The sequence below is a fragment of the Rhizobium sp. S163 genome (assembly GCF_030380805.1).
In the GTDB taxonomy this organism is placed as follows: domain Bacteria; phylum Pseudomonadota; class Alphaproteobacteria; order Rhizobiales; family Rhizobiaceae; genus Rhizobium.
Genome location: NZ_JAUDSA010000012.1, coordinates 79,510 through 101,029, shown reverse-complemented (window position 1 = coordinate 101,029; position 21,520 = coordinate 79,510). Strand labels below are relative to the sequence as shown.

The 21,520-nt window shown below is 61.2% G+C and carries 18 protein-coding genes; 8 read left to right on the top strand and 10 right to left on the bottom strand.

Features of this window, described 5'->3' with window-relative positions:
• Positions 1–34: 34 nt before the first annotated feature.
• The 3 genes from QTL96_RS10430 to QTL96_RS10420 all read right to left on the bottom strand — a co-directional run bounded on the left by QTL96_RS10430 (position 35) and on the right by QTL96_RS10420 (position 3,623).
• The gene (locus tag QTL96_RS10430; RefSeq protein ID WP_289727698.1) at positions 35–1,333 is read right to left on the bottom strand and encodes a CmpA/NrtA family ABC transporter substrate-binding protein; all 1,299 of its coding nucleotides are present in this window, start codon (positions 1,331–1,333) and stop codon (positions 35–37) included.
• A 360-nt stretch (positions 1,334–1,693) separates the two neighbouring features.
• Positions 1,694–2,965 (bottom strand): CmpA/NrtA family ABC transporter substrate-binding protein, encoded by a 1,272-nt coding sequence (locus QTL96_RS10425; RefSeq protein WP_289727886.1) that lies wholly within the window; start codon positions 2,963–2,965, stop codon positions 1,694–1,696.
• A gap of 55 nt (positions 2,966–3,020) precedes the next feature.
• A complete protein-coding gene (locus QTL96_RS10420) occupies positions 3,021–3,623 on the bottom strand; it encodes an ANTAR domain-containing response regulator (RefSeq protein WP_112943240.1) in 603 nt (200 codons plus the stop codon).
• Positions 3,624–4,047: 424 nt separating this feature from the next.
• Here QTL96_RS10420 and QTL96_RS10415 point away from each other — a divergent pair, with 424 nt between their 5' ends.
• A complete protein-coding gene (locus QTL96_RS10415) occupies positions 4,048–5,994 on the top strand; it encodes a HAMP domain-containing methyl-accepting chemotaxis protein (RefSeq protein WP_162735113.1) in 1,947 nt (648 codons plus the stop codon).
• 138 nt (positions 5,995–6,132) lie between these two features.
• Here QTL96_RS10415 and QTL96_RS10410 read toward each other — a convergent pair whose 3' ends face one another.
• The 3 genes from QTL96_RS10410 to QTL96_RS10400 form a co-directional block, all read right to left on the bottom strand.
• On the bottom strand, positions 6,133–7,599 hold the full coding sequence (locus QTL96_RS10410) for an MFS transporter (protein WP_289727697.1): 1,467 nt from the start codon (positions 7,597–7,599) through the stop codon (positions 6,133–6,135).
• Positions 7,600–7,815: 216 nt separating this feature from the next.
• Complete coding sequence (locus QTL96_RS10405; protein ID WP_289727696.1) at positions 7,816–8,577, bottom strand: alpha/beta hydrolase; 762 nt, start codon at positions 8,575–8,577, stop codon at positions 7,816–7,818.
• Between the two features lie 47 nt (positions 8,578–8,624).
• Positions 8,625–10,397 (bottom strand): cytochrome c biogenesis protein DipZ, encoded by a 1,773-nt coding sequence (locus QTL96_RS10400; RefSeq protein ID WP_289727695.1) that lies wholly within the window; start codon positions 10,395–10,397, stop codon positions 8,625–8,627.
• A 309-nt stretch (positions 10,398–10,706) separates the two neighbouring features.
• Here QTL96_RS10400 and QTL96_RS10395 point away from each other — a divergent pair, with 309 nt between their 5' ends.
• The 4 genes from QTL96_RS10395 to QTL96_RS10380 all read left to right on the top strand — a co-directional run bounded on the left by QTL96_RS10395 (position 10,707) and on the right by QTL96_RS10380 (position 14,503).
• Complete coding sequence (locus QTL96_RS10395; RefSeq protein WP_113012319.1) at positions 10,707–11,747, top strand: alpha/beta hydrolase; 1,041 nt, start codon at positions 10,707–10,709, stop codon at positions 11,745–11,747.
• A 97-nt stretch (positions 11,748–11,844) separates the two neighbouring features.
• On the top strand, positions 11,845–12,585 hold the full coding sequence (locus tag QTL96_RS10390) for a response regulator (protein ID WP_112943234.1): 741 nt from the start codon (positions 11,845–11,847) through the stop codon (positions 12,583–12,585).
• Positions 12,582–13,898 carry an ATP-binding protein gene (locus QTL96_RS10385; protein WP_112819777.1) on the top strand — a complete coding sequence of 439 codons (1,317 nt, stop codon included), beginning with the start codon at positions 12,582–12,584 and terminating at the stop codon, positions 13,896–13,898. The genes QTL96_RS10390 and QTL96_RS10385 overlap by 4 nt, the downstream gene beginning before the upstream one ends.
• Before the next feature lie 188 nt (positions 13,899–14,086).
• Positions 14,087–14,503 carry an organic hydroperoxide resistance protein gene (locus tag QTL96_RS10380; protein ID WP_112819775.1) on the top strand — a complete coding sequence of 139 codons (417 nt, stop codon included), beginning with the start codon at positions 14,087–14,089 and terminating at the stop codon, positions 14,501–14,503.
• Between the two features lie 121 nt (positions 14,504–14,624).
• Here the strand turns inward: QTL96_RS10380 and QTL96_RS10375 are convergent, their stop codons facing one another.
• The gene (locus tag QTL96_RS10375; RefSeq protein ID WP_289727694.1) at positions 14,625–15,551 is read right to left on the bottom strand and encodes a LysR substrate-binding domain-containing protein; all 927 of its coding nucleotides are present in this window, start codon (positions 15,549–15,551) and stop codon (positions 14,625–14,627) included.
• A 101-nt stretch (positions 15,552–15,652) separates the two neighbouring features.
• Here QTL96_RS10375 and QTL96_RS10370 point away from each other — a divergent pair, with 101 nt between their 5' ends.
• Entirely contained in the window at positions 15,653–16,444 is a 792-nt protein-coding gene (locus QTL96_RS10370) for an SDR family oxidoreductase (protein WP_289727693.1), read from the top strand.
• A gap of 9 nt (positions 16,445–16,453) precedes the next feature.
• Positions 16,454–16,756 carry a putative quinol monooxygenase gene (locus QTL96_RS10365; protein ID WP_289727692.1) on the top strand — a complete coding sequence of 101 codons (303 nt, stop codon included), beginning with the start codon at positions 16,454–16,456 and terminating at the stop codon, positions 16,754–16,756.
• Between the two features lie 132 nt (positions 16,757–16,888).
• Here the strand turns inward: QTL96_RS10365 and QTL96_RS10360 are convergent, their stop codons facing one another.
• Complete coding sequence (locus QTL96_RS10360) at positions 16,889–18,070, bottom strand: acyl-CoA dehydrogenase family protein (RefSeq protein WP_289727691.1); 1,182 nt, start codon at positions 18,068–18,070, stop codon at positions 16,889–16,891.
• A 304-nt stretch (positions 18,071–18,374) separates the two neighbouring features.
• Between QTL96_RS10360 and QTL96_RS10355 the strand changes: the two genes are divergently transcribed.
• Positions 18,375–19,763 carry an FAD/NAD(P)-binding protein gene (locus QTL96_RS10355; protein ID WP_289727690.1) on the top strand — a complete coding sequence of 463 codons (1,389 nt, stop codon included), beginning with the start codon at positions 18,375–18,377 and terminating at the stop codon, positions 19,761–19,763.
• Positions 19,764–19,791: 28 nt separating this feature from the next.
• Here the strand turns inward: QTL96_RS10355 and QTL96_RS10350 are convergent, their stop codons facing one another.
• The gene (locus tag QTL96_RS10350; RefSeq protein ID WP_113168145.1) at positions 19,792–20,796 is read right to left on the bottom strand and encodes a C-terminal binding protein; all 1,005 of its coding nucleotides are present in this window, start codon (positions 20,794–20,796) and stop codon (positions 19,792–19,794) included.
• Positions 20,797–20,865: 69 nt separating this feature from the next.
• Positions 20,866–21,426 carry an FMN reductase gene (msuE, locus tag QTL96_RS10345; protein ID WP_289727689.1) on the bottom strand — a complete coding sequence of 187 codons (561 nt, stop codon included), beginning with the start codon at positions 21,424–21,426 and terminating at the stop codon, positions 20,866–20,868.
• Positions 21,427–21,520: the final 94 nt, after the last annotated feature.

Sequence of the window (21,520 nt, the reverse complement as noted above, 5' to 3'; positions counted from 1 at the left end):
GAAGAGCCGGCGCGGTCCACGCCGGCGGCACGGATCAGGACGCGACCTTGATCGTCAGGCTGTCGAGATAGTCGGAGGGGTTTTCGGGATCGAAGACCTTGCCGTCGAAGAAGGTTTCCTTGCCGCGCGAGGACGATGCCGGGATGTCGGCGGCGGCGACGCCGAGGTCCTTGGCCGCGGCGCGCCAGATGTCCTCGCGGTTGACCTCGTCAACCAGCTTCTTGATGTCGGTATCCGGCGCGAACTTGCCCCAGCGAATATTCTCGGCGAGGAACCATCTGTCATGGCTCTTGAAGGGATAGGAAACGCCGCCGGCCCAGAACTTCATGTAGAGATCGGTGCCGGTGGCGACGCGGCCGTTGCCGTAGTTGATGTCGCCCTTGAGGCGGCCGAGCACGTCCTTCGGCGGCACGTTGAACCACTGGCGCTTGCCGAGCAGCGCCGACATCTCTTCCTTATTTTCCATGCTGTCGCACCATTGCTGGGCTTCCATCACGGCCATCAGCAGCGCCTTGGCGGCATTCGGGTTCTTCTCGACCCAATCCGACCGCATGCCGAGCGCCTTTTCCGGGTGCCCCTTCCAGAGTTCCCCGGTCGTTGCCGCCGTGAAGCCGATACCCTGGTTGACCAACTGTTCGTTCCAGGGCTCGCCGACACAGAAGACGTCCATGTTGCCGACCTTCATGTTCGCCACCATCTGCGGCGGCGGTACCACGATCGTGGATACATCCTTGTCCGGATCGATGCCGCCGGCGGCGAGCCAGTAACGGATCCACAGGTCGTGCGTGCCGCCGGGGAAGGTCATGGCCGCCTTAACCTCCTTGCCCTCGGCCTTCTTCTTGTCGAAAGCGGCCTTCAGCTTTGAGGCGTCCAGCTGCACGCCTGTATCGGCATATTCCTTGGCGACCGAGATGCCCTGGCTGTCGTAGTTGAGCCGCGCGAGAATGGTCATCGGCACCGGCAGATTGTTCTGCGTCACCTTGCCGGTGTGCATGAGATAGGGGAGCGGCGAGAGGATGTGCGCGCCGTCGATGCCGTTGGCGGCTCCGCCGAGAACAAGGTTGTCACGCGTGGCACCCCAGGACGCCTGCTTGGCGACCTCGACATCGGGCATGCCATGCTTGGCGAACAGGCCTTTCTCCTGCGCGACAACGAGCGGCGCGGCATCGGTGAGCGCGATGAAGCCGAGCTTGGCGCCCGTCACCTCGGGGCCTGCACCGGCGGCGAAGGCGCCTGACGGGAAGGCGCTACGCACCGCCGTGATCAGGGCTGCGGTTGCCGCGGTCTTCAATATGCCGCGACGTGTGATGCCGGTCGTGATTATCTTGCTCATTGCGCAGGTTCCCTCTGCTTGGTGCTGGCCGGAGTTTGGGGAATAAAAAAACGCCGCTCGGCGGATGCGTCATCGGGAGGGAGGATCCCGGACTACAAAGGCCTTGCGACGTCGATGTCTTTTGCGAGCGCTTATCGCGCGCTCATCTCGCCCCGATCGCCGTTGACCGGTGCGGTTTAAGCAAAGCAAACGGTGTGCCAGTTCTAAAGTGCGATTTTATGCAATTGAAAATAAAGCATAAAATCGGCAGATGCTTATCTGCTCAATTTTTCGTCTCGATTTTCTGATGGCAATGTTTTGTGCGAATGCCATCGTGACGGCATTCCGGTGTGCAAGCTATTTGTGCACAGCAACAAACAATCAGTGGTCGTCCGGGCCCTTCGGTGGCGATTGAACGCTACGGACCGCGAAGCCCGAAACGTAGTCGGCGAACCGCGACGGATCGAAGACGTGACCGTCCATAAACCGGTCTCCGTCTATGCCTCCCTCGATGCGGATGTCGGCATCGGCAGGGGCGCTATCCGGGCCGAGTGCCGCCCGGTAGAGATCGGGACGAAACGCGGAGGCCGCTGCCCTGGCATTGTTCAGCGACATCTCGGCCTGCCCCCAGCGCACCATCTGGCTGTAGATCCAGAGCGCCTGGCTGGGGCGGGGATAGTTGGCAAAGCGGCCGTGAAAAAGGAAATAATCATCGATCACGCGACGATTGCCCTTGGCGTCAAGGCTGAACTCGCCGGCCAGCACATGGCGGATTATCTCGACCGGGGCGGCTATGTAACGCGGGTCGGCGAGCGCCTGCGCCAGCGCATCGTGGTTTTCGACGCGGTCGCACCAGCGGGCGGCGGCATCAAGCGCAACGATTAGCCTGGAAACGGTGTCGCGATGGGCCTCCGCCCAGTCCGGACGCATGCCGATCACCTTTTCCGGCGCTGACGGCCAGATATCTTGCTTGGCGGCGACAATTCGCCCAACGCCGCGCTCGGAGGCGATCATGTTCCATGGCGCACCGACGCAGAAGCCATCGATGGCGCCGGCGGCAAGCGCGTCCGAAGTCAGCGGTGGCGGGACCACGACCAGCCGCACGTCATTGTCGGGATCGATGCCGCCGGCCGCGAGCCAATAGCGGAATTCGTAATTGTGCGAGGAAAAGGGATAGGTCATGCCCAGCGTCGGCATCGGCTCGCCGTCCGTATTCATCTCGCGCACGACCATTGCCAGCGCCTGCGCGCTTTCGAGCGCGGTCGGTGTTTCGGAAAGCCCCGCCGCCTGCTGCATCCGTTCGAAGAGCGCCGTCGACAAGGTGATCGCATTGCCTCCGCGCCCGAGCGAGAAGGGTGTGATCGTCGGCGACGGGTTGGAGCCGAGCGCCAGCGCCGAGGCGACCGGCATGGGCGACAGCATATGGGCGATATCGAATTGGCGAAACGCCAGGCGGTCGCGGACGTTGGCCCAGGAAACGTCCTTGACGAGGTCGAGCGTCAACCCCTCCTTGGCGGCAAAGCCAAATTCCGCGGCTGCGATCAGGACCGAGGCATCGACAAGTGGGATGAAGCCGGCGCGCAGCGTTCTCGAGCCTTCGGTCGCCGTGCTTGTCGGTGCGGCAAGGCTGCCGCTGCTGGCATTGTCGGTCATGATCTTGTCCATCCCGGTTTCCTCCGGACATCAAGCATATGATAGGCGCCAACACTCACATCAATAGCCCGGCGGCCGTGATGACGCTTTGGGCGATATCGGCAATCTTCTTCTTCTCGTTCATGGCGGTCTGGCGCAGAAGCACGAAGGCCTCGTCTTCCGACAGGCCGCGCATCTTCATCAGGATGCCCTTAGCGCGATCGATAACCTTGCGCTCCTCAAGCGCCGACTTCGCGTCCGCCAGCTCGCGCTGCAGGCGGTTGAAGGCGTTGAAACGGCTGACGGCCATCTCGAGGATCGGCTTCACCCGCTCCTTTTTCAGGCCGTCAACGATATAGGCGGACACACCGGCATCAACTGCGGCAATGATGGAATCCTCATCGGACTTGTCGACGAACATGGCGATTGGACGTGCCACGGCCCGGGAAATCTGAAAGATGCTCTCAAGCATGTCGCGATTAGGGTTTTCGATATCGATGACGATGACATCGGGATTAACCTCCTCGATGCGCCGCGCCAGACCATTCATGTCGTCGACGACCGTCACTCGCTGATATCCGGCCTCGCGCAGCCCCAGTTCGATGATGGAGGCCCGAATGCTGTTCTCATCGATAACCAGCACATTGAGGCTGGGCTTGGCAGGTTGAGGCGTTGCCACTGGCAGTCAGCATTCCGTTCACGAGGGTGTCAATCTTGCTGGTCTGGAATGCGTGAGATCGGCCGAAAAATCAAGCAAATATTGAATTGCGCAAAATATAGGCATTCAGTCTCGAGGCTGCGGCCATCAAGCACTGCCCAGTGTTGCGCATTGCCGCAGTCGTCATGCGCCACAGCCAGGTCCCGTCCCGTGTCACGCCGGGGCGTTACCGTAAAAAGATGAAATCTTTAAAGCTTTCGTAAGCTAAAGGGACGACAAATTTGCATCGGCAGTCTGGGAGGAGCTATTCGCCATGAGGGTGGGAGTTTCGCTGCCATGATCCTTCGTCTAACGGCAAATGCTTATGTCACGCCTCGGCTGCGGTATCGCGGCTTTGTGCGCTTCGATGACAGACGGCGATGCCGGCGTCCCCTCAGGCCTCCCAATGAGTCTTCTCCAAAACACTAGAATTCGCACGAAAATTGTCGCCGTGATTGCCTTGATGGGTGTCACCGCCATCGCCGGACTTGCCTATGTCAGCATGCAGTTCAAAAATGCCGACAGCCGCTACGCGAGCTTCCTGTCGCACGAGAGCATGGCTGCGACCCTCAATGCCCGAGCCACTGGTGGACTGTTGCAGCTTGGCTTCCAGCTAGGGCTGATGATGATCAACGATCCCGCGTCGCCGGAATTCGCATCATCGATCAAGATCTATAATGACAATCTCGTCTTGATGAAGGAGCGCGTCGCAACGACCGGTCGTCTGGTGGAATCGCGCGCAGAGCCTGCCGCGAAGATGTTGACCGCGATCTCTGCATTCGATGAACTCGCACAGCAAGCCATCACTCTGGTCAAAGCGGGAAAACGCGACGAAGCCGTTGTGGTCATGCGCGAAGCCGGCACTCGGTTGACGGCTATTCTCCCATTGTTTGCCGGTGGCAATGACCAGCTGATCAAGATGATGGAAGAGGGCACGGCTGATCTCCAGGCGACGACAAACCACACGATCGTAACCGGTCTGTCGGCACTGGGTGTCGCGCTGGTCGCGATCGTCTTTCTCGGCCTCTTCGTTGCCGCGCGCGGCATAACAGTGCCGATCGATCACCTGCGGGAACGCATGAAGGCACTGGCAGCTGGTGACACGGCAAGCGAGACGCCCGGGCTGGATCGCAAGGACGAGGTTGGCCAGATGGCTGCTGCCGTTGCCGTATTCCGCGACAATGCACTGGAGCGCTCGCGCCTTGAACGCGAGGCAGATGAAGGACGTTCGCTTTCGGAACAGGAGCGTCGTGCACGCGAGGCCGCCAAGGAGCAGGATGCAGCCAACACCAGGCAGGCCGTCGAAGCACTTGCACTTGGTCTGAGCCGCCTTGCCAACGGTGACGTCTCGTACCGCATTTCCGAGCCGTTCGTGGATCACCTTGATGCGCTTCGCAACAGCTACAACGTGTCGCTCGACAAGTTGCAGGCAGCACTTCAGGAGGTGGGCAAGAACGCGGGCGTGATCAATTCCGGTGCCGCCGAAATTCGCTCTGCCGCCGACGATCTCGCTCGCCGCACCGAACAGCAGGCCGCGTCGCTGGAAGAGACTGCTGCGGCACTGGAACAGATCACCACGACCGTGCGCGATTCCACCAAGCGGGCGGAAGAGGCAAGCGTGCTTGTCGAGCGCACACGCTCTGGCGCCGAGAAGTCGGGCGGCGTCGTTCGCAATGCCGTTGCCGCCATGAACGAGATCGCCAAGTCGTCGAGCGAAATCAGCAACATTATCGGCGTAATCGATGATATCGCGTTCCAGACCAACCTGCTTGCGCTGAACGCAGGTGTTGAAGCGGCGCGCGCGGGCGAGGCCGGCAAGGGTTTCGCAGTCGTCGCACAGGAGGTTCGTGAACTTGCGCAGCGATCTGCCAAGGCCGCCAAGGAGATCAAACTCCTGATCACGACCTCCGAGAACCAGGTCAACACCGGCGTCAATCTCGTTGGTGAAACCGGTACGGCGCTCGTGCAGATCGAAGCGGAGGTGACCGAGATCACCAGGCACGTCAGGGCCATCGTCGAAGCGGCGCGCGAGCAGTCAACAGGCATTCAGGAGATCAACACCGCGGTCAACACCATGGACCAGGGCACGCAGCAGAACGCAGCCATGGTTGAAGAGACGAATGCGGCCAGCCACAGCCTGGCGAAGGAGGCCAGTGCGCTGAACACATTGCTCGGTCAGTTCACACTTGATCAGCACAGCCGCCGACCCATACAGGCGTCGCTTGGTTCCGTGACCGAAGCTTCGCGGCCCGTGGCGTCGCCGGCGCGGGCTTTGACCCAGCGCTTGACGTCCAGCTTCAGGAGCGGGAACGCCTCTGTCGCCGCAGCGCAAAATGACTGGGAAGAATTCTGATCACGCTGTCGCCCTAATGCAGCAAGACGTCGCGAAAAACTTGAATCGGCCAGCGAAGTGGCCGATCCAACAATCGTGTGCTGGCCGGAAAAGGCGCTGAGCAACCACGCCGAAATGACGGTCTTGCGTGGTCGGTAATCAGGCGCGCTTCGGTTCAGCTTGCGGTGCTTGCTGCTGTGGTACCAGCAGGCATGCCGGCACGATCAGGACGGCAATAAGCATCATCACCATGAAAGTCGCGTGCAGCGCCTGTTGCAATGCCAGGCGGATCTCATCGCCGCCGCCAAGCACCGTGCCGGAACCGTTTAGCAAAGCCCGCAATTGCTCAGGCGTGATCGCCTGCCCATTGTTGGCGTGCGCCAGACCATAGGTCAAAACCGCACCTAGGACCGCGGCGCCAAGCGTGCTGCCGAGATTGCGCGAAAACACGTTGGAAGCAGTAGCGCTACCGCGATCGGACGCGCCGACGCTCTCCTGCGTGAGGATGAGGGCGCCAATGTTCATCAAGCCCATTCCAAAGCCCATGATCAGGGAGCCGGCAGCAGCAAGCACCGGGGAACTCGACGGCGCCAATAGCACGAGCAAGCAGGTTCCGACTGGTATGAACAGGCTCCCGACGATCATGATCGGTCGCAGACCGAAGCGGGAGAACTGACGTGATGCGATCGTTGCGCCACAGGGCCAGCCAAGAAGCAACATGGTCAAGGCGAAGCCGGCGACAAGCGGCGAGCGGTCGAGCACCGTTTGCACGTACATCGGCAGAAAAGTTGTGAGACCCATGATCGACATGCTGGCGAAGAAAACTGCCAAGTTGGCGAAGGCGATCGGGCGTCTGAGCCATAAATCGGGGGCGACCATCGGCGCTTCTGCGCGGCGCTCCTGCCAGATGAAGGCGACCATGGCGAATAGAAAGATGACGAAGGCTGCAATGGTATAGCTGGAGAGGCCGTTCTCCACCTCGGTGAGCGCGATCATCAGCGCGGAAATCGACACTGCGAAGAGCGCGGCACCGACAACGTCAATGGAGACGACACGCGGACGCTTTTCTTCATGCAGGAACAAAATGAAGCACAGCGCCGCCAGAAGACCCACGGGTATGTTGATCCAGAAGATCCAGGCCCATGGTAGGTTGTGAATGATGATACTTCCAAGAAGCGGCCCGACGACGGCAGACAGCGCCCAGACGCTTGCCAGATATCCCTGGACCTTGCCACGCTGATTGCCCGGGAAAAGATCGGCCACCACGGTCATCGCGACTGGTTGAAGGGCGCCGGCACCGATCCCCTGCAGCAGGCGAAACGCGATCATCGAAGGCATCGACCACGCGAAACCGGCGAGTATGGATGCCAGCATAAACAGCGCGATGCCGACCAGCAGCATCGGCTTGCGGCCGTAGATATCGGCGAGCTTGCCGAAGATCACGGTCGTCGCGGTCTGTGTCAGAAGGAAGGACGAAAAGACCCAGGAGTAGAGATTGATTTGGCCGAGCTGGGCTGCGATCTGCGGCATTGCCGTCGAGACGATCGTCGCTTCGATGGCGATCATCGCCATGCTTGCCATGATCGCGACAACGACCAGTCCGCGGTGCGAAGTTCTTTGTGTCATAGGAGGCTTTCGAGGCAAACGTCGGCGTAGGCGAAGAAGCGCGCGGCGCCGACGGTTATTGGGTAGTGCCCTTACTATTCCTCGCAGCCGCCGCGTCAAGGGGATTTGGCTGTGAACTTGTCGTGAGTGGTTAGATGAACGGGAGAGGGGAGCGTGTTGTCGTAGCGCTCCCCTCCATCGTCTTTCGCGTCCGGATGACTGACTAAGACCTGGAGATTACCTCAAAGCCGCGTGTGCGGCGGCTTCGATCACGGCCGCGACCTTGTCCGGCTGAGAGGCGAAGACCGCGTGGCTTGCCTTGATCTCCGTCACCGTACTTCCCGCGCGCTTTGCCATGTCACGCTCGAGCTCGGGAATGATCGAGCGGTCGTCTGTCGCAACCACGGACCAGCTCTTCTTCGACTTCCAGGCCGGATCATCGCCGATCTTCGCGGCAAAGGCCTGCTTTGCCGCGAAGACCTGTGATTTTGCCAGGAACGCAGCTTCGCTCTTCGGCAAGTCGGCGGCGAAGTCGTTGGCGAAGGCAGCGGGGTCAAGGTAAAGATATTGCCCGTCCTTCGTCTCGCGGATGTTCATGCCGCCAGCCGGCTTGGAGCTTGCCAGCGACAGCAGGCTTTCGCCCTTGTCCGGCTGGAAGGCCGCCACATAGACGAGGCCCGCGACATGTGCGTTGCGACCGGCCTCGGTGATGACCATGCCGCCATAGCTGTGGCCGACGAGCAGCGTCGGGCCGTCCTGGAGGTCGAGCACGCGGTTGGTCGCGGCAACGTCATCGGCAAGCGAGGTGATCGGCTCCTGCACGATCGTGACGTTGAAGCCGCGATTCTCCAGGATATCGGTTGCCTTGCGCCATCCGGAACCATCGGCAAGCGCGCCGTGGACGATGACGATGTTCTTCACCTCGGCGGCCTCGGCCGCGTAGGCGACAACGCTGGTGGCGAATGCAAGGGCGAGGGTGGCGATAATACGGCGGTTCATGAGTTAGTCTCCTTTGGATCGATGTTTAAGATCGGGTAGGGGTAGGTTCAGCCGAAGGTGAAGGCGTAGGCTTCGACGCCGGGATCGAGAAAGCGGATCTGGAAGTTGTGCGCCTCGACGTCGCCCGCCTGGCGGACGAGTTGATAGAGCCTGGTTGACGTCACCGTGCCGTTGCCATCGGCGTCGGTATCCGCCCCGTGGTCGACACCAGGCGCCTTTCCGTCGATCGTCACCTGGAAGCGCACAGGCTTTCCCGATGCATCCGGACCGAGGACAAGGTGGAGATCACGGGCACTGAACCGGTAGGCAATGCCGCCATCCGTCTGCTCGAGCGTTGCCTGCTCGCGGCCGATCGTCCATGCGCCCGACAGCCCCCATTCGTTGAGGCTAAGATCGCCGACCGAGTAGGTTCTGTTGGCGTCTTCGTGCAGACCCTCCGGCGAGGCGAAGTTGGTGGCCTGCTCGTAGCCGATGTAGGTCTCGCCGGAACGAATATCCTTCAGGTCCGGGCTTGCTCCCGCGCCCTTGGCATTCGGAGTTACCGTGCTGGCGGCCACTTTCGCGCTGCCGGTTTCGTGGATCAAGTCCTGGATCGCCTGCTCAGTCTGGCGATAATTGCCTTCACCGAAGTGGTGGTAGCGGATCTGGCCCTTGGCATCGATCAGGTAGTGGGCGGGCCAATAGTTGTTCTCGAAGGCGCGCCAGATCTTGTAGTCGTTGTCGATCGCGACGGGGTAGGAGATCTTGGCGTCGGCGACGGCCTTGCGTACATTGTCGATCTTCTTCTCGAAGGCGAACTCCGGGGCGTGCACGCCGATCACGACGAGGCCCTGATCCTTGTACTTCTCGGCCCAGGCGCGAACGAACGGCGTGGTGCGGATGCAGTTGATGCAGGAGTAGGTCCAGAAATCGACAAGAACGACCTTGCCGCGGAGCTGTTCGGCACTCAGCGGTGGCGAGTTCAGCCACTCCACGGCACCGTCAAGCGATGGCGCAATACCTTCGATCGGCAGGTTGGCCTGAAACGCCAGATTGCCGGCGGCGGCGGTCATTGCACCGTTGCTGGCGACCTCGGTGGGAGCGGGCAGATCGCGCTTTGCGTTGAAGCGGTCGAGGACTGCCTGTTCGAAGGAGGTGGTGCTGGCGTAGGAGAGCCGTGCAAGCAGTCCGGTATCGGCACCGAGCGCGATTGCGGCGACGCCAGCAAGAACGGCTGCGCCTAGAATTTGGCGAACGCGCTCGCTGACACCGAGCGACTGCTTCATGCCGGCAAACACCTTGCCTCCGATAAGCAATGCAACGGCAAGCGAGGTCGCGGCACCGGCTGCGTAAGCGCTGAGCAGCAAGGTCGTTTCGAGATTTGCGCCCTGAAGTGCTGCACCCGTCAGAACGAGCCCGAGGATCGGACCTGCGCAAGGTGCCCACAAGAGACCGGTCGCGATACCAAGGATCAGCGAGCTCAATGCCGTCGGCGCTGCGCCCGGCTTGCCCGAGGCCTTCACCAGCCGGTTGCCGAAATGCACGACCGGCTGCGTGATCGTGCTTGCGACACGCGGCGAGAGCAGGCTAACGCCGAAGACGGCGAGCAGAGTGAGTGCCGTGAGCCGACCGTATTCATTGGCGTGGATCGCCCAGCTGCCACCCACCGCCGCAAGCGACGCCACAACCGCGAAGGTGGCGGCCATGCCGATCAGCATCGGCAATGTGCTGCGGACAAACGGCTGGCCGGCGCGAGCGAAGACGAAGGGGAGAATGGGCAGGATGCAGGGGCTGAGAATGGTCAGCGCCCCTCCGAGATAGGCAATGATAAGAAGCGTCATCGTCGTTTCCTTTGAAACCAGGTGCGATGCTGAACGGACACTGGTTCGATCAGCAGTGACAGCAATCTGTTGTGACGACGTATCCGGGATGTGTCTGGCCTCTAGGAGAAGTGTGTCTAACTGTAGCGATCGCGGGCCGAGCTACAGAGCGAAACAATCGGCGGCGGAAGGGCTTGGCGACTGTATCGCAATGTATCCAGACGGGCCGCCGCTACAGTCGCATTCAATAACGGTCCGCCGGCGACACATCGGGGATACACGGCGCCGGCTTTATCGTGAGCATAGTCAGCACGGACAGGAGAGAGATCCATGACCAATTTAATCAACCTCGATCGCCGCCGCTTCTTCGGCATCGCCGCAATGACCGTCGCCGCCGTCGAATTCGGCGCCACAACGCTGGCAAACGCGCAGACCGCGGCCACCTCGTCCGCAAAGAAGGTTGGTGGGCACCAGTCGTTCGAAGCGCTGAAGCAGATCAACGCAGGTGTGCTTGATATCGGCTACGCCGAGGCCGGCCCGGCAAACGGTCCGGCCGTTCTGCTCCTGCATGGCTGGCCTTACGATATCTACAGCTATGTCGACGTCGCGCCGATCCTCGCCAAGGCTGGATACCGCGTCATCGTCCCTTACCTTCGCGGCTACGGCACCACCACATTCCTCTCCAAGGATACGCCACGTAACGGCCAGCAGTCCGCGCTTGCAGCAGACATGATCGCGCTGATGGATGCGCTCAAGATCGAGAGCGCGATTGTGGCAGGCTACGATTGGGGGGCGCGTACCGCCGACATCATGGCAGTCCTCTGGCCGGAGCGTTGCAAGGCGCTGGTTTCGGTGAGCGGCTATCTGATCGGCAGTCAGGAGATCAACAAAAAGCCGCTCGCGCCCAAGGCCGAACTTGCCTGGTGGTATCAGTTTTATTTCGCCACCGAGCGTGGCCGCGCCGGCTATGCGGCCAATACCCGCGATTTCGCGCGGCTGATCTGGCAAACTGCGTCCCCCACCTGGAAGTTCGACGACGCGACCTTCGACCGTTCGGCTCCCGCATTCGACAATCCCGACCACGTCGACATTACCATCCATAACTATCGCTGGCGTCTCGGCATCGTCGAAGGCGAAGCGAAGTATGATGCCTATGAAAAGAAGCTGGCCATGGGGCCCGTCATCACCGTGCCTGCTATCACCATGGAAGGTGACGCCAATGGCGCGCCTCATCCCGACCCGTCCGCCTATAAGGCCAAGTTCTCCGGCCATTACGAGCATCGCAACGTAACCGGTGGCATCGGGCACAATCTGCCGCAGGAAGCACCCGAGGCGTTTGCCAAGGCTGTGATTGACGTGGCCTCGTTCTAAAGCGATCGGCCACCTGCGAGAAATCTCCTTTACTCGCGGTGGCCGACGCGAAACTAATAGCTGACTTTAAGGCCGCGAATCGTGTGAAAGACGAGACATGGAGCACATCGACCATATTTTGATCGTGGATGACGATCGTGAGATTCGCGAGCTCGTATCGAGCTACCTGAAGAAGAATGGCTTGCGCACGACCGTCGCAGCCGATGGCCGCCAGATGCGCAGCTTTCTGGAAGGCAACTCCGTCGATCTGATCGTGCTCGACGTGATGATGCCGGGTGACGACGGTTTGGTGCTGTGTCGCGAACTCAGGGCCGGAAAGCACAAGGCCATACCCGTTTTGATGCTAACGGCGCGCGACGACGAAATGGACCGGATTATCGGCCTTGAGATGGGCGCAGACGACTATCTGCCGAAGCCCTTCGCAGCACGTGAGCTTCTGGCGCGCATCAAGGCGGTGTTGCGCCGGACGCGCATGCTGCCGCCCAATCTCCAAATCACCGAGGCCGGTCAGCTCTTGTCCTTTGGCGACTGGCGTCTCGATACCGTCGGCCGCCATCTGCTCGACAAGGAGGGGACAGAGATCGCCTTGAGCGGCGCCGAATACCGGCTGCTCCGGGTCTTCATCGATCACCCTCAACGCGTCCTCAACCGCGACCAGCTGCTCAATCTCACGCAGGGCCGCGATGCGGAGCTGTTCGACCGCTCGATCGATCTTCTGGTGAGCCGCGTGCGCCAGCGGCTGGGCGACGATGCGCGCGAGCCGACTTATATCAAGACGGTGCGCGCCGAAGGCTATGTCTTCTCCGTTCCGGTTGAAATATCGGAGCCGAGGACATGAGCGAGGCGCGCGCTCGCATCGGCTGGTGGCCGGGCTCGTTGCGCTCCCGGCTCTTTCTCATCCTGTTTGCCGGTCTGGCAATCGCCTATGGCCTGTCGTTCAGCATCCTGTTTGCCGAACGCTATATGTCGGCCAAGGCCGTCATGCTGGGCACGCTGGAAAGCGATCTCGCGACCTCGATCGCCGTTATCGACCGTCTGCCTGCCAATGAGCGGGCCGATTGGGTCGATCGCCTTAGCCGCGGCAATTATCGCCTCGTTCTTGGTCCCGGCTTGCCTGGCGTTTCCGACATGTCCGGCCGGGGCGCCGAGATCGCGGAACGGGTAGAGGAAGCGGCGGGTCGCAAGTTTCCCCTCAAGGTCGAATCCATCCCAGGTGACGGCAAGAGACTCCAGGCCCATCTGACGTTGTCTGATGGTGCGCCGCTGACGATTGACGTCACGCCGCGTGGCGTCATGCCGCTGGCCGAATGGCTTCCCTATGTCTTCGCCGCGCAGATGGCGCTTCTCGTCATATGCACCTGGTTTGCCGTGCGCCTGGCCATCCGCCCGCTAAGCGCGCTTGCCGCCGCCGCCGATACGCTTGATCCGGCCCAAAAGGGCGAGCCGATGAGCGAGCGGGGGCCGAGCGAAGTCGCGCACGCTGCCCGCGCCTTCAACGCGATGCGCGACCGTATCGGGCATTATCTGGAGGAGCGCGTACAGATCCTCGCGGCGATCTCGCACGACCTGCAGACGCCCATCACACGCATGAGGCTGCGCGCCGATATGGCCGACGACACGCCGGAGAGAGACAAGCTCGTCAACGACCTGCGCGAAATTGAGCGACTGGTGCAGGACGGCATAGCCTATGCGAGAAGCTCGCATGGCAATGGCGAAAAGAGTTCGCGCATTGATCTCTCTTCCTTCATCGACAGCATTGCCTACGACTATCAGGATACGGGAAAGGCCGTAACCGTGCTCGGCGTCGTTCAAGGTACAGTGTCGACGAAGCCGCATGCTCTGCGACGAATTCTCACGAACTTTATCGACAATGCCATCAAGTTCGCTGGCAGCGCCGACATCGCTGTCGAGCGGAGCGGAGAGGGCGATGTCGTCGTCACCATTTTGGATCGCGGGCCGGGCATCCCCGACGATATGCTTGAGAGCGCCATGCAGCCCTTCTTCCGTGTCGAGACGTCGCGCAACCGCGACACAGGCGGGACAGGGCTTGGACTGGCGATCGCCCAGCAGCTTGCCGGAACGATCGGCGGCTCGGTTCGGCTCTACAACCGCACGGACGGCGGCCTGGCGGCGGAGATCCGGCTCCGCTAAAACCGATCGCTTCGCCGATCATCGGGCGCTTTTTGTAAGGCTGAATGTCTGCGAAGCCGCTGCGTACGTTCTGATACACTTCCGGCATTTTCCGAAACATGCCGGATACGCGGATGCATCAAAAAACTCCCTGTCAGCCAACGTCGCCCAAGCGATGAAAAAAGGCGACGCAACATAAGGAGTGTTCCATGACCAAGATCGATACCGTTCTCTACACCGGCAAGACCCACACCACAGGCGGCCGCGAAGGATTTGCCCGCAGCGACGACGCACAGCTCGACATTCGCCTGTCGCCTCCCGGCAGCGGCAAGCCGGGCACGAATCCCGAGCAGCTGTTTGCGGCCGGCTGGTCGGCTTGCTTCATCGGCGCGATGACCAAGGCCGCCGGCAAGCGCCAGCTCAGGCTTCCGGCCGAGACGGCGGTCAACGCGGAGGTTGATCTCGGAACCACCGACGGCGCCTATTTCCTGCAAGCGCGTCTGGCGATCAGCCTGCCGGGAATCGATCCCGAACTCGCCCGCGCGATTGTCGACGATGCGCACCAGACATGCCCCTATTCGAAGGCAACGCGCGGCAATATCGCCGTCGAGCTGACATTGGTCTAAGTGGACGGCAAGGGAGACATTACAATGAAGATAGCTGTCTTTGCGGTCATGATCGCGGCGGTCCTCGCATCGCCCTGTATCTACGATGTCATGTCGAACGAGCCATCCCCCCTTGCTGTGGTCATCGGTTCGCCTCTCCATGGAGCAGAGGCGAACCGGCCAGGGTGACGACCATGTGCTCTATAAAGGCCCGGACGCGGTGGGGCAGCGGGCCGCCGCCCACGTAGACCGCGTGAACCAATTCCAGGTCTCCTGGATTGTGTTCCTCGAGCAGCGGCACCAGGCGTCCGGACCTGATGTCGTCCGCCACATGAAACAGACCAATGCGGGCGATGCCAGCGCCCGCGAGCACCATCTGTTTCATCGTCTCGCCGTTGTTGACCACGATACTGCCCTTTACCGGCTGGCCGACCTCGCGTCCCGCAACGCGAAACGGCCATGACGGTCGCGCGCGCCGGAAATTGAATGTCAGGCAGTCGTGCTGTTCGAGATCCCCCGGCGTTGCCGGATATCCGCGCCGTTCGAGATAGCTTGGCGCGGCACAGACCACGCGTCGGCTTTGTCCCAGTTTGCGGGCGATCAATCCGCTGTCTGGCAGATTGCCCATCCGGATGGCGACGTCGGTCTGTTCGGCCACCATGTCGACGATGCTGTCGGTCAGGCTGAGATCGACGATCAGATCGGGATTGCGGGCAATGAAATCCGGTATGGCCGGCACCACGAACATCGTACCGAAGGGAATGGTCGCATTGATCCTGAGCCGCCCCCTCATCGCACCGCCCGCGGCCTCCTGATCCGCATCGTCAAGCTCCTGCAGAATTTTCAGCGCTGCATGGTGATAGGCTTCGCCTTCCTCGGTCAGGGTCAAGGCGCGGGTCGTGCGCAACAGGAGCCGCGTGCCGAGCCGGGCCTCCAGACGCGCGATCAACTTGCTGACCGCCGATGGAGTGAGATCGAGATTGCGGGCAGCGGCGGAGAAGCCGCCATCGCGCACAACGCGCGCAAACACTTCCATTTCACCGGAGCGCTCCATCAGGACGCGTGGCATTGATGATCCTTGTTCACAGGTGCATGTTCTCGTAAAGCAATAGTTCATTCGGCGGCGAAGTCATAGATTGTGTTCACCAACACAACACATGGAGCCCCGCAATGGACCTGCAACTTACCGGAAAGTCCGCACTCGTGACCGGCGCCACCGCCGGCATCGGTCTTGAAATCGCCCGTGCTCTCGCGGCGGAAGGTGCGCGCGTCATCATCACCGGGCGCGACGGCGCCAAGCTCGACGCGGCGGTCGCCGCCATTAGGGCAACCGGCAAATCGGACGTGAGCGGATTGCTCGCCGATGCCAGCAGCGCCGAAGGTGCTCAAATCATCGCCAAGGCGGCGCCTGCGGTCGATATTCTTGTCAACAATCTCGGCATCTACGAGAGCAAGGCCTTCGGTGATATCACCGACGCCGATTGGAGCCACCTCTTCGACGTCAACGTCATGAGCGGTGTACGTCTGTCGCGGGCATATCTTCCCGGCATGCTGGAGCGCAACTGGGGGCGTATCATCTTCATCTCGAGCGAATCCGGCCTCGCCATTCCGCAAGACATGATCCACTACGCAACGACCAAAACTGCCCAGCTGTCGATCTCGCGCGGATTGGCGCAGCTGACGCGCGGCACCAACGTCACGGTCAACTCGGTCCTGCCGGGGCCGACGCGTTCAGAAGGCATCGAGGCGTTTCTGCGCAGCCAGGCCAGCGATCCGTCTGCACCGATCAAGCAAATCGAGGCCGAATTCTTCGCAACCGCGCGTACCGCTTCGATCCTGCAGCGCATGGTGGATGCCGAAGAGGTGGCCAACCTCGTCGCCTATCTCGCCAGCCCTCGCTCATCGGCCACGAACGGCGCTGCGCTGCGTGCCGAAGGCGGCCTCGTGAACACCATCGCCTGAGGACGATCGATGGCCAACGAACCATTGACCATTATCGCCATCACCACCGCCAAAGCGGGCAAGGAGGCGCTTCTTGGTGAAGCCCAGGAAAAGCTTGTTGCCGAGACGTTGGTCGAGGACGGCTGCCTAAGATACGAACTGCACCAGTCGCTCGATGACGGACGCGTTCGCATTTTTGTGGAGAGCTGGGAGAGCGAAGAAACGTGGCGCGCTCATATGCAGGGCGCCGCGATGCGGCGTTTCCAGTCGCTTGGCGCTGGCGACTACTTCGCTGATTTCGCGCTTCACCGAATGACCAAGGTTGCCGGCTGAAGTCGGTTGCCCAGCATGCAGGGCCACAAACCCACAGCGCCGCGCAATTGTGCGGCGCTCAGGAGCAGGAGGCACGCGATAGCAGGACAAAGAGCATTCTCTTGCCCGATGTCAGTCTATCGTCACGTCACTCTATAGGCCCAAACCGCTGCTCGGCGGTGTGATGCCGTTGAGATGATATTGGCCGAGGGCGGCGTGATATCTTCTGTGCGCGGGATCTAGCTGTGCGCGGATGCCGGTCTCCTGACGGAGCCGAGTGAGGCCGGCATCGGCGGCGGACGCTGCGGCGAGTTCGACCAGGGCTTCAGCGGCGTCTATGGCAATCTCCGACGTGAGAATTTTGGCGGCGCCCGCAGCCAGCGCGGCAGCCGTCACGTTTTCCTCGGTCGTCTCGATCTGTGCGATATCGACCTTCAGGCCTGCGCTCTCGATCAGGGCAGTTACGGCCTCCAGCCGGACCGCCAGCGCTCCGATGCGGGTGATGGACCGAGCGTCTCCCGAACTCTCATGGGTGCCGCCATGAACCGATGATCGGGAGTGCATTTTGGTGCTCTCGATGACCTGCGAGAAGCTCCTTCGAGCGATACCGAGATCGACGCTAGCCTCAAGGACCTGACCCAATGCGCCCAACGTCGTTGGCCGCTCAAAACTCTTGTAGTGCGCGACGACGGCGTCCGCATGGATGTAGACATGGTCCAAAACCGCCGCGCCGCTTGCAGTGCCCGTTTCTTCTGTTCCATGTTGGACAAACGCAATGGTCAACCTGTCCTCTTCGTTCAGCGCGACGATAGCAATCCAATCCGCAAACGCCGCGCTTGCGATCTCGCCTCCGCAACCGTTGACGCGATAGCCCAACCCATCTCGGGTAATTGTGATATCTTCATTGGCGGGGGTCTTTGAACCGCGCTCCGACGGGACACTGGCGAACCTGTCACCGGCAAGGGCACGTGCGAAGAAGTAGCGCTTCTGTTCCTGCGTCCCGTCGGTTCTCAGCGTCTCAAGAATGTAAAAATGGTTCTCCACGATCCGGCCAATCCGCGCATCAGCTTGCGAAAGGATCGAGGTGATCTTCGCGAGAACCGCGTTGGATATATCGATGCCGCCATATTCCGGAGGAACGGTAATTGCTAGCAGGCCGGATTGCGATAGCGCGTCGGATTCACTGCCGCTCGGATGCCGACACTTATCGGACGCCGACGCCATTTCCCGATAGCGGCAGGCGAACTGGTTTGCTGTTGCGATCGCTTCTTCTTCGCTTGCCAGTCGGGCAGTCAGCTGGCTAATTCGACCCGTTGCATGAGGTATTCTGTCCATCTCGTGCTCTCCCAGGCTGAGATCACTATGGATGAAAGATCGGCGAGCGAAAGAAAAGAACATTAAATCCATAAACTATCCGAGGCGAGAAAAGTCATTTCTTTGGCGTCGCTGATTGTGCGTCGCTAAGGACTGGGAAGCCGCCCTGCGCCCGTTGCCGCATTTGCCCCAATCGCGGCCTCTCAAAAAGAGCTTGCCTTCACAATCATAATTTCTATGCTTTTGGTAGACGATATGCCCTAGCCCGATCCGAGTAAATTTGCCGGTGTATGCTGCCGGACCAATGCAGGAAAGGAACTGACGCATGACACAGCTCCCCTCCAGTTTTTCGAGACAAACGCGAAATCTGCAGACACGTTCGCTGTTCAAGGTCGCGATCGTCGGCCGCGGCTTCACCGGCATTTTGACGGCCATTGCGCTGCTGAGGACGGTCAAAAGGCCATTCCATCTTGTCATGTATGACCCGCAACAGACGGTTGATCTCAGCAGGGGCGTAAGCCAATCGGCAACGACGTTACTCAACAGCCGGGTTCGCGACCTGTCCGTCGATCCGGTGGTTCGCGACGACTTCAGTAGATGGCTCGAGGCCGAGCAGACGCTTGGAGATGGCGCCGACGATGAGGGGGCGGGACTGGATCAATCTTTCGTGCCTGGGGAGCTGTTTTCCCTGTATGTGCATCAGCGCTTCTCCGAAGTGCTGCAAAATAGGACCGACGTCGTCGTGCAGATCTGTCCCGAGATCGTGACGAGCTTGGATCATAGCGGGGAACTGGGATTTTCGCTTTCGTTTGGCGACCGGCAGAGCGCCCGTTTCGATGCGGTCTTTCTCGCTACGGGCTATGGGTTGCGTGAGAATCCGACGGGAGGGCAGGTAGACCCCGGTGGTGATAATGTCGTCGTGATCGGTGCCGGTGTCCGTGCGGTCGATCGGGGCCTTCGCCTGTTGGCAGACGGTCAGGCAGGACACGTAACGTTGATATCGGCTTCAGGTTTCCTGCCGCAATCACATGCCCGCTCGGCCGTGGTGCCGATCGTGTCCGATGAGCCATTTCCCCGCACGCTTCGCGGTGCCTTCAGGCACCTGCGTCGGGCGGCGGAGGCTGCCAATGCCGATGGAACTGGCTGGCAGGGCATCATGAATGGCTTCAGGCTGCGGGCTCATGATCTGTGGCAAGAGCTGAGCGAGGAGGAGCGAGGCCGCTTCAAGCGCCATGTGCGCGCAATATATGATAGCCATCGTAACCGTCTGCCGCCTGAGCATTTTGAGCGACTTCATCAGGCCATCGCAGATGGTGCTATCACTCTGCGCAAGGGCAAGGTCGAACGCATCGCGACGAATGGGGTGCTTTTTTCAGGACCGGCTGGCCCTGAGGTGCTTTATGCCAGCAGGGCTGTCGATTGCCGGTCGCGGCCAACGGATCTTGATTCTCCGCTCTATCGCTCTGTGTTGCGCGCCGGCCTTGCAAAACGTGACGAGGTCGATCTTGGTATTCTCGTCGATCGCTGCGGCCGCGCGGCCTCGGGACCGCAGCGCTTTCATGGGTTGTTTGCCATGGGCCCGCTCGGCCTGGGCAGTCTGCCGGATATCGACCTGGTGCCCGAGATCGTTACCCAAGGGCATGCCGCCGCTGCCGCGCTCGACAACTGGATCGATGAGATCTCGCTTGCCGATCAAAGAAGGGCGGATGAATAGAGCCCGCGCTCTTCCCAACCAAGAAGCGTCAAGCCTCTACCCGATTTCTAAGATGCCCTTGCTCCAGCAGGATCTTCACCGTCACCGCCGCGTTGTGGCGCATCTCGATTGCGGCGTGATCGGAGTAGAAGGCGTTGTGCGGGGTGATCACCAGACGCCCCGCGAGCCAATCTTCCCTGTTGCGCCAGGCCGAAAGAAGCGAATGGTTTTGTGGCGGCTCCTCGGCCAGCGTATCGATCGCAGCTGCCGCCAGATGGCGGGTTCGCAGCGCGGTCTCAAGCGCGTCGAGATCATCGAGCAGCTCGCCGCGCGCAGTGTTGACGAGGATCGCCCCAGGCTTCAGCCGCGACAGCGTCTCCGCGTCCAGAAAACCGCGCGTCTCGGCGTTAACAGGGCAGTGAATTGTCACGATATCGGCCTCGGCAAGGAGTTCGTCCATCCGGTCGAAGCGCTCGTAGCCGATCGCCTTTTCATGGCCGCGCGGCTGGCCGGGATCGTAGCCCAGGATGCGGAAGCCGAACGGCTTGAGGCGATTGACGACCGCCGTGCCGATCCGCCCGACGCCGATGACGCCGACTGTCGCACGGTTGGAGCGCGGTAGCGGTTTCAGGCTGTGAACTTGCCAGCCGGACGTGTAGCCGCGAGCGCGGGCATCGTGTTCCCAGAGCCGACGGTGCAGCGAGAGCATCATCGCGACGGCGTGGTCGGCTACTTCCTCGGTGCCGTAATCGGGATTGTTCGCAAACGGGATGCCGGCTGCCGAAAGCGCCGGAAGATCGATCTTCTCATAGCCGACGCCATAGCGCACCACGCCCTTGCAGCGCGCCAGATGGGCGATGCTCCCGGCCCCGAGCCGCGCGCCCCAGACCATCAGCGCGTCCAGGCGGGCAAGGCGCTCCGGCGAAAACGCCGTTTCATCGGTGGTCGCGAAGTAGTCGATCTCGACCGCGTCGCCGAACAGTTTCGCTTCGAGGTCAGGCGTGCCGAACATGTGGTCGGTGATGCCGACCACGTATTTCCTATGTCCCGCCATGCCTAGTCCCGCCTCTGGCTCTGCCTTGATATCTCGAAGAAGCGCATCGCCAGATGCGGTAACGCTCGACTATTCCGCGGCGATTGCCGAGGGGGCGGAGCGGCTGCGCACCAGCGCGGTGGCTTGGATCAGCGCCTGTTCAACGCGGCCAGTGATCGCGGGCGAGGGGGCGCCGTCGGTGAAATCCCGGCTCGACGCATAGACGGCGGTCGGAACGACAAACGCCTCGAAGAAGGCGAATAGCGGGCGGAGCTGATGCTCGACCATCAACGCGTGCCGGTCGCCGCCGCCGGTTGCGGTCAGAATGATCGGCTTGCCGCGCAGATCGGCCGGATCGAGCAGGTCGATCACATGCTTGAACAGGCCGGTATAGCTTCCCTTGTAGGTCGGTGAGCCGATCACGAGGGCGTCTGCCTCGATGATCGTGCGGATCACCGTCTGGGCTTTCGTATCGAGGTCGGCGATCGAGCGTGCAGTCGCCAGCGCCGGGCCGAAATCCTCGACATCGAACACTACATGATCGAGACCCGCACGCTCGGCGAGCGACGCCGTCACGCTTTCAACGAAGCGCTTGGTGCTGGAGGGGCGGGTGATATTGCCCGAGAAGCCGACAATAAGATCGTTGCTCATCAAAGTTCCTTTCACGGGCCTTCCCGCTTATTCGAGGGGTGCGACTGGTCTGAAAGGCCGGTTCGCACATACAGATGTTTCAGGTGCAAGAGGA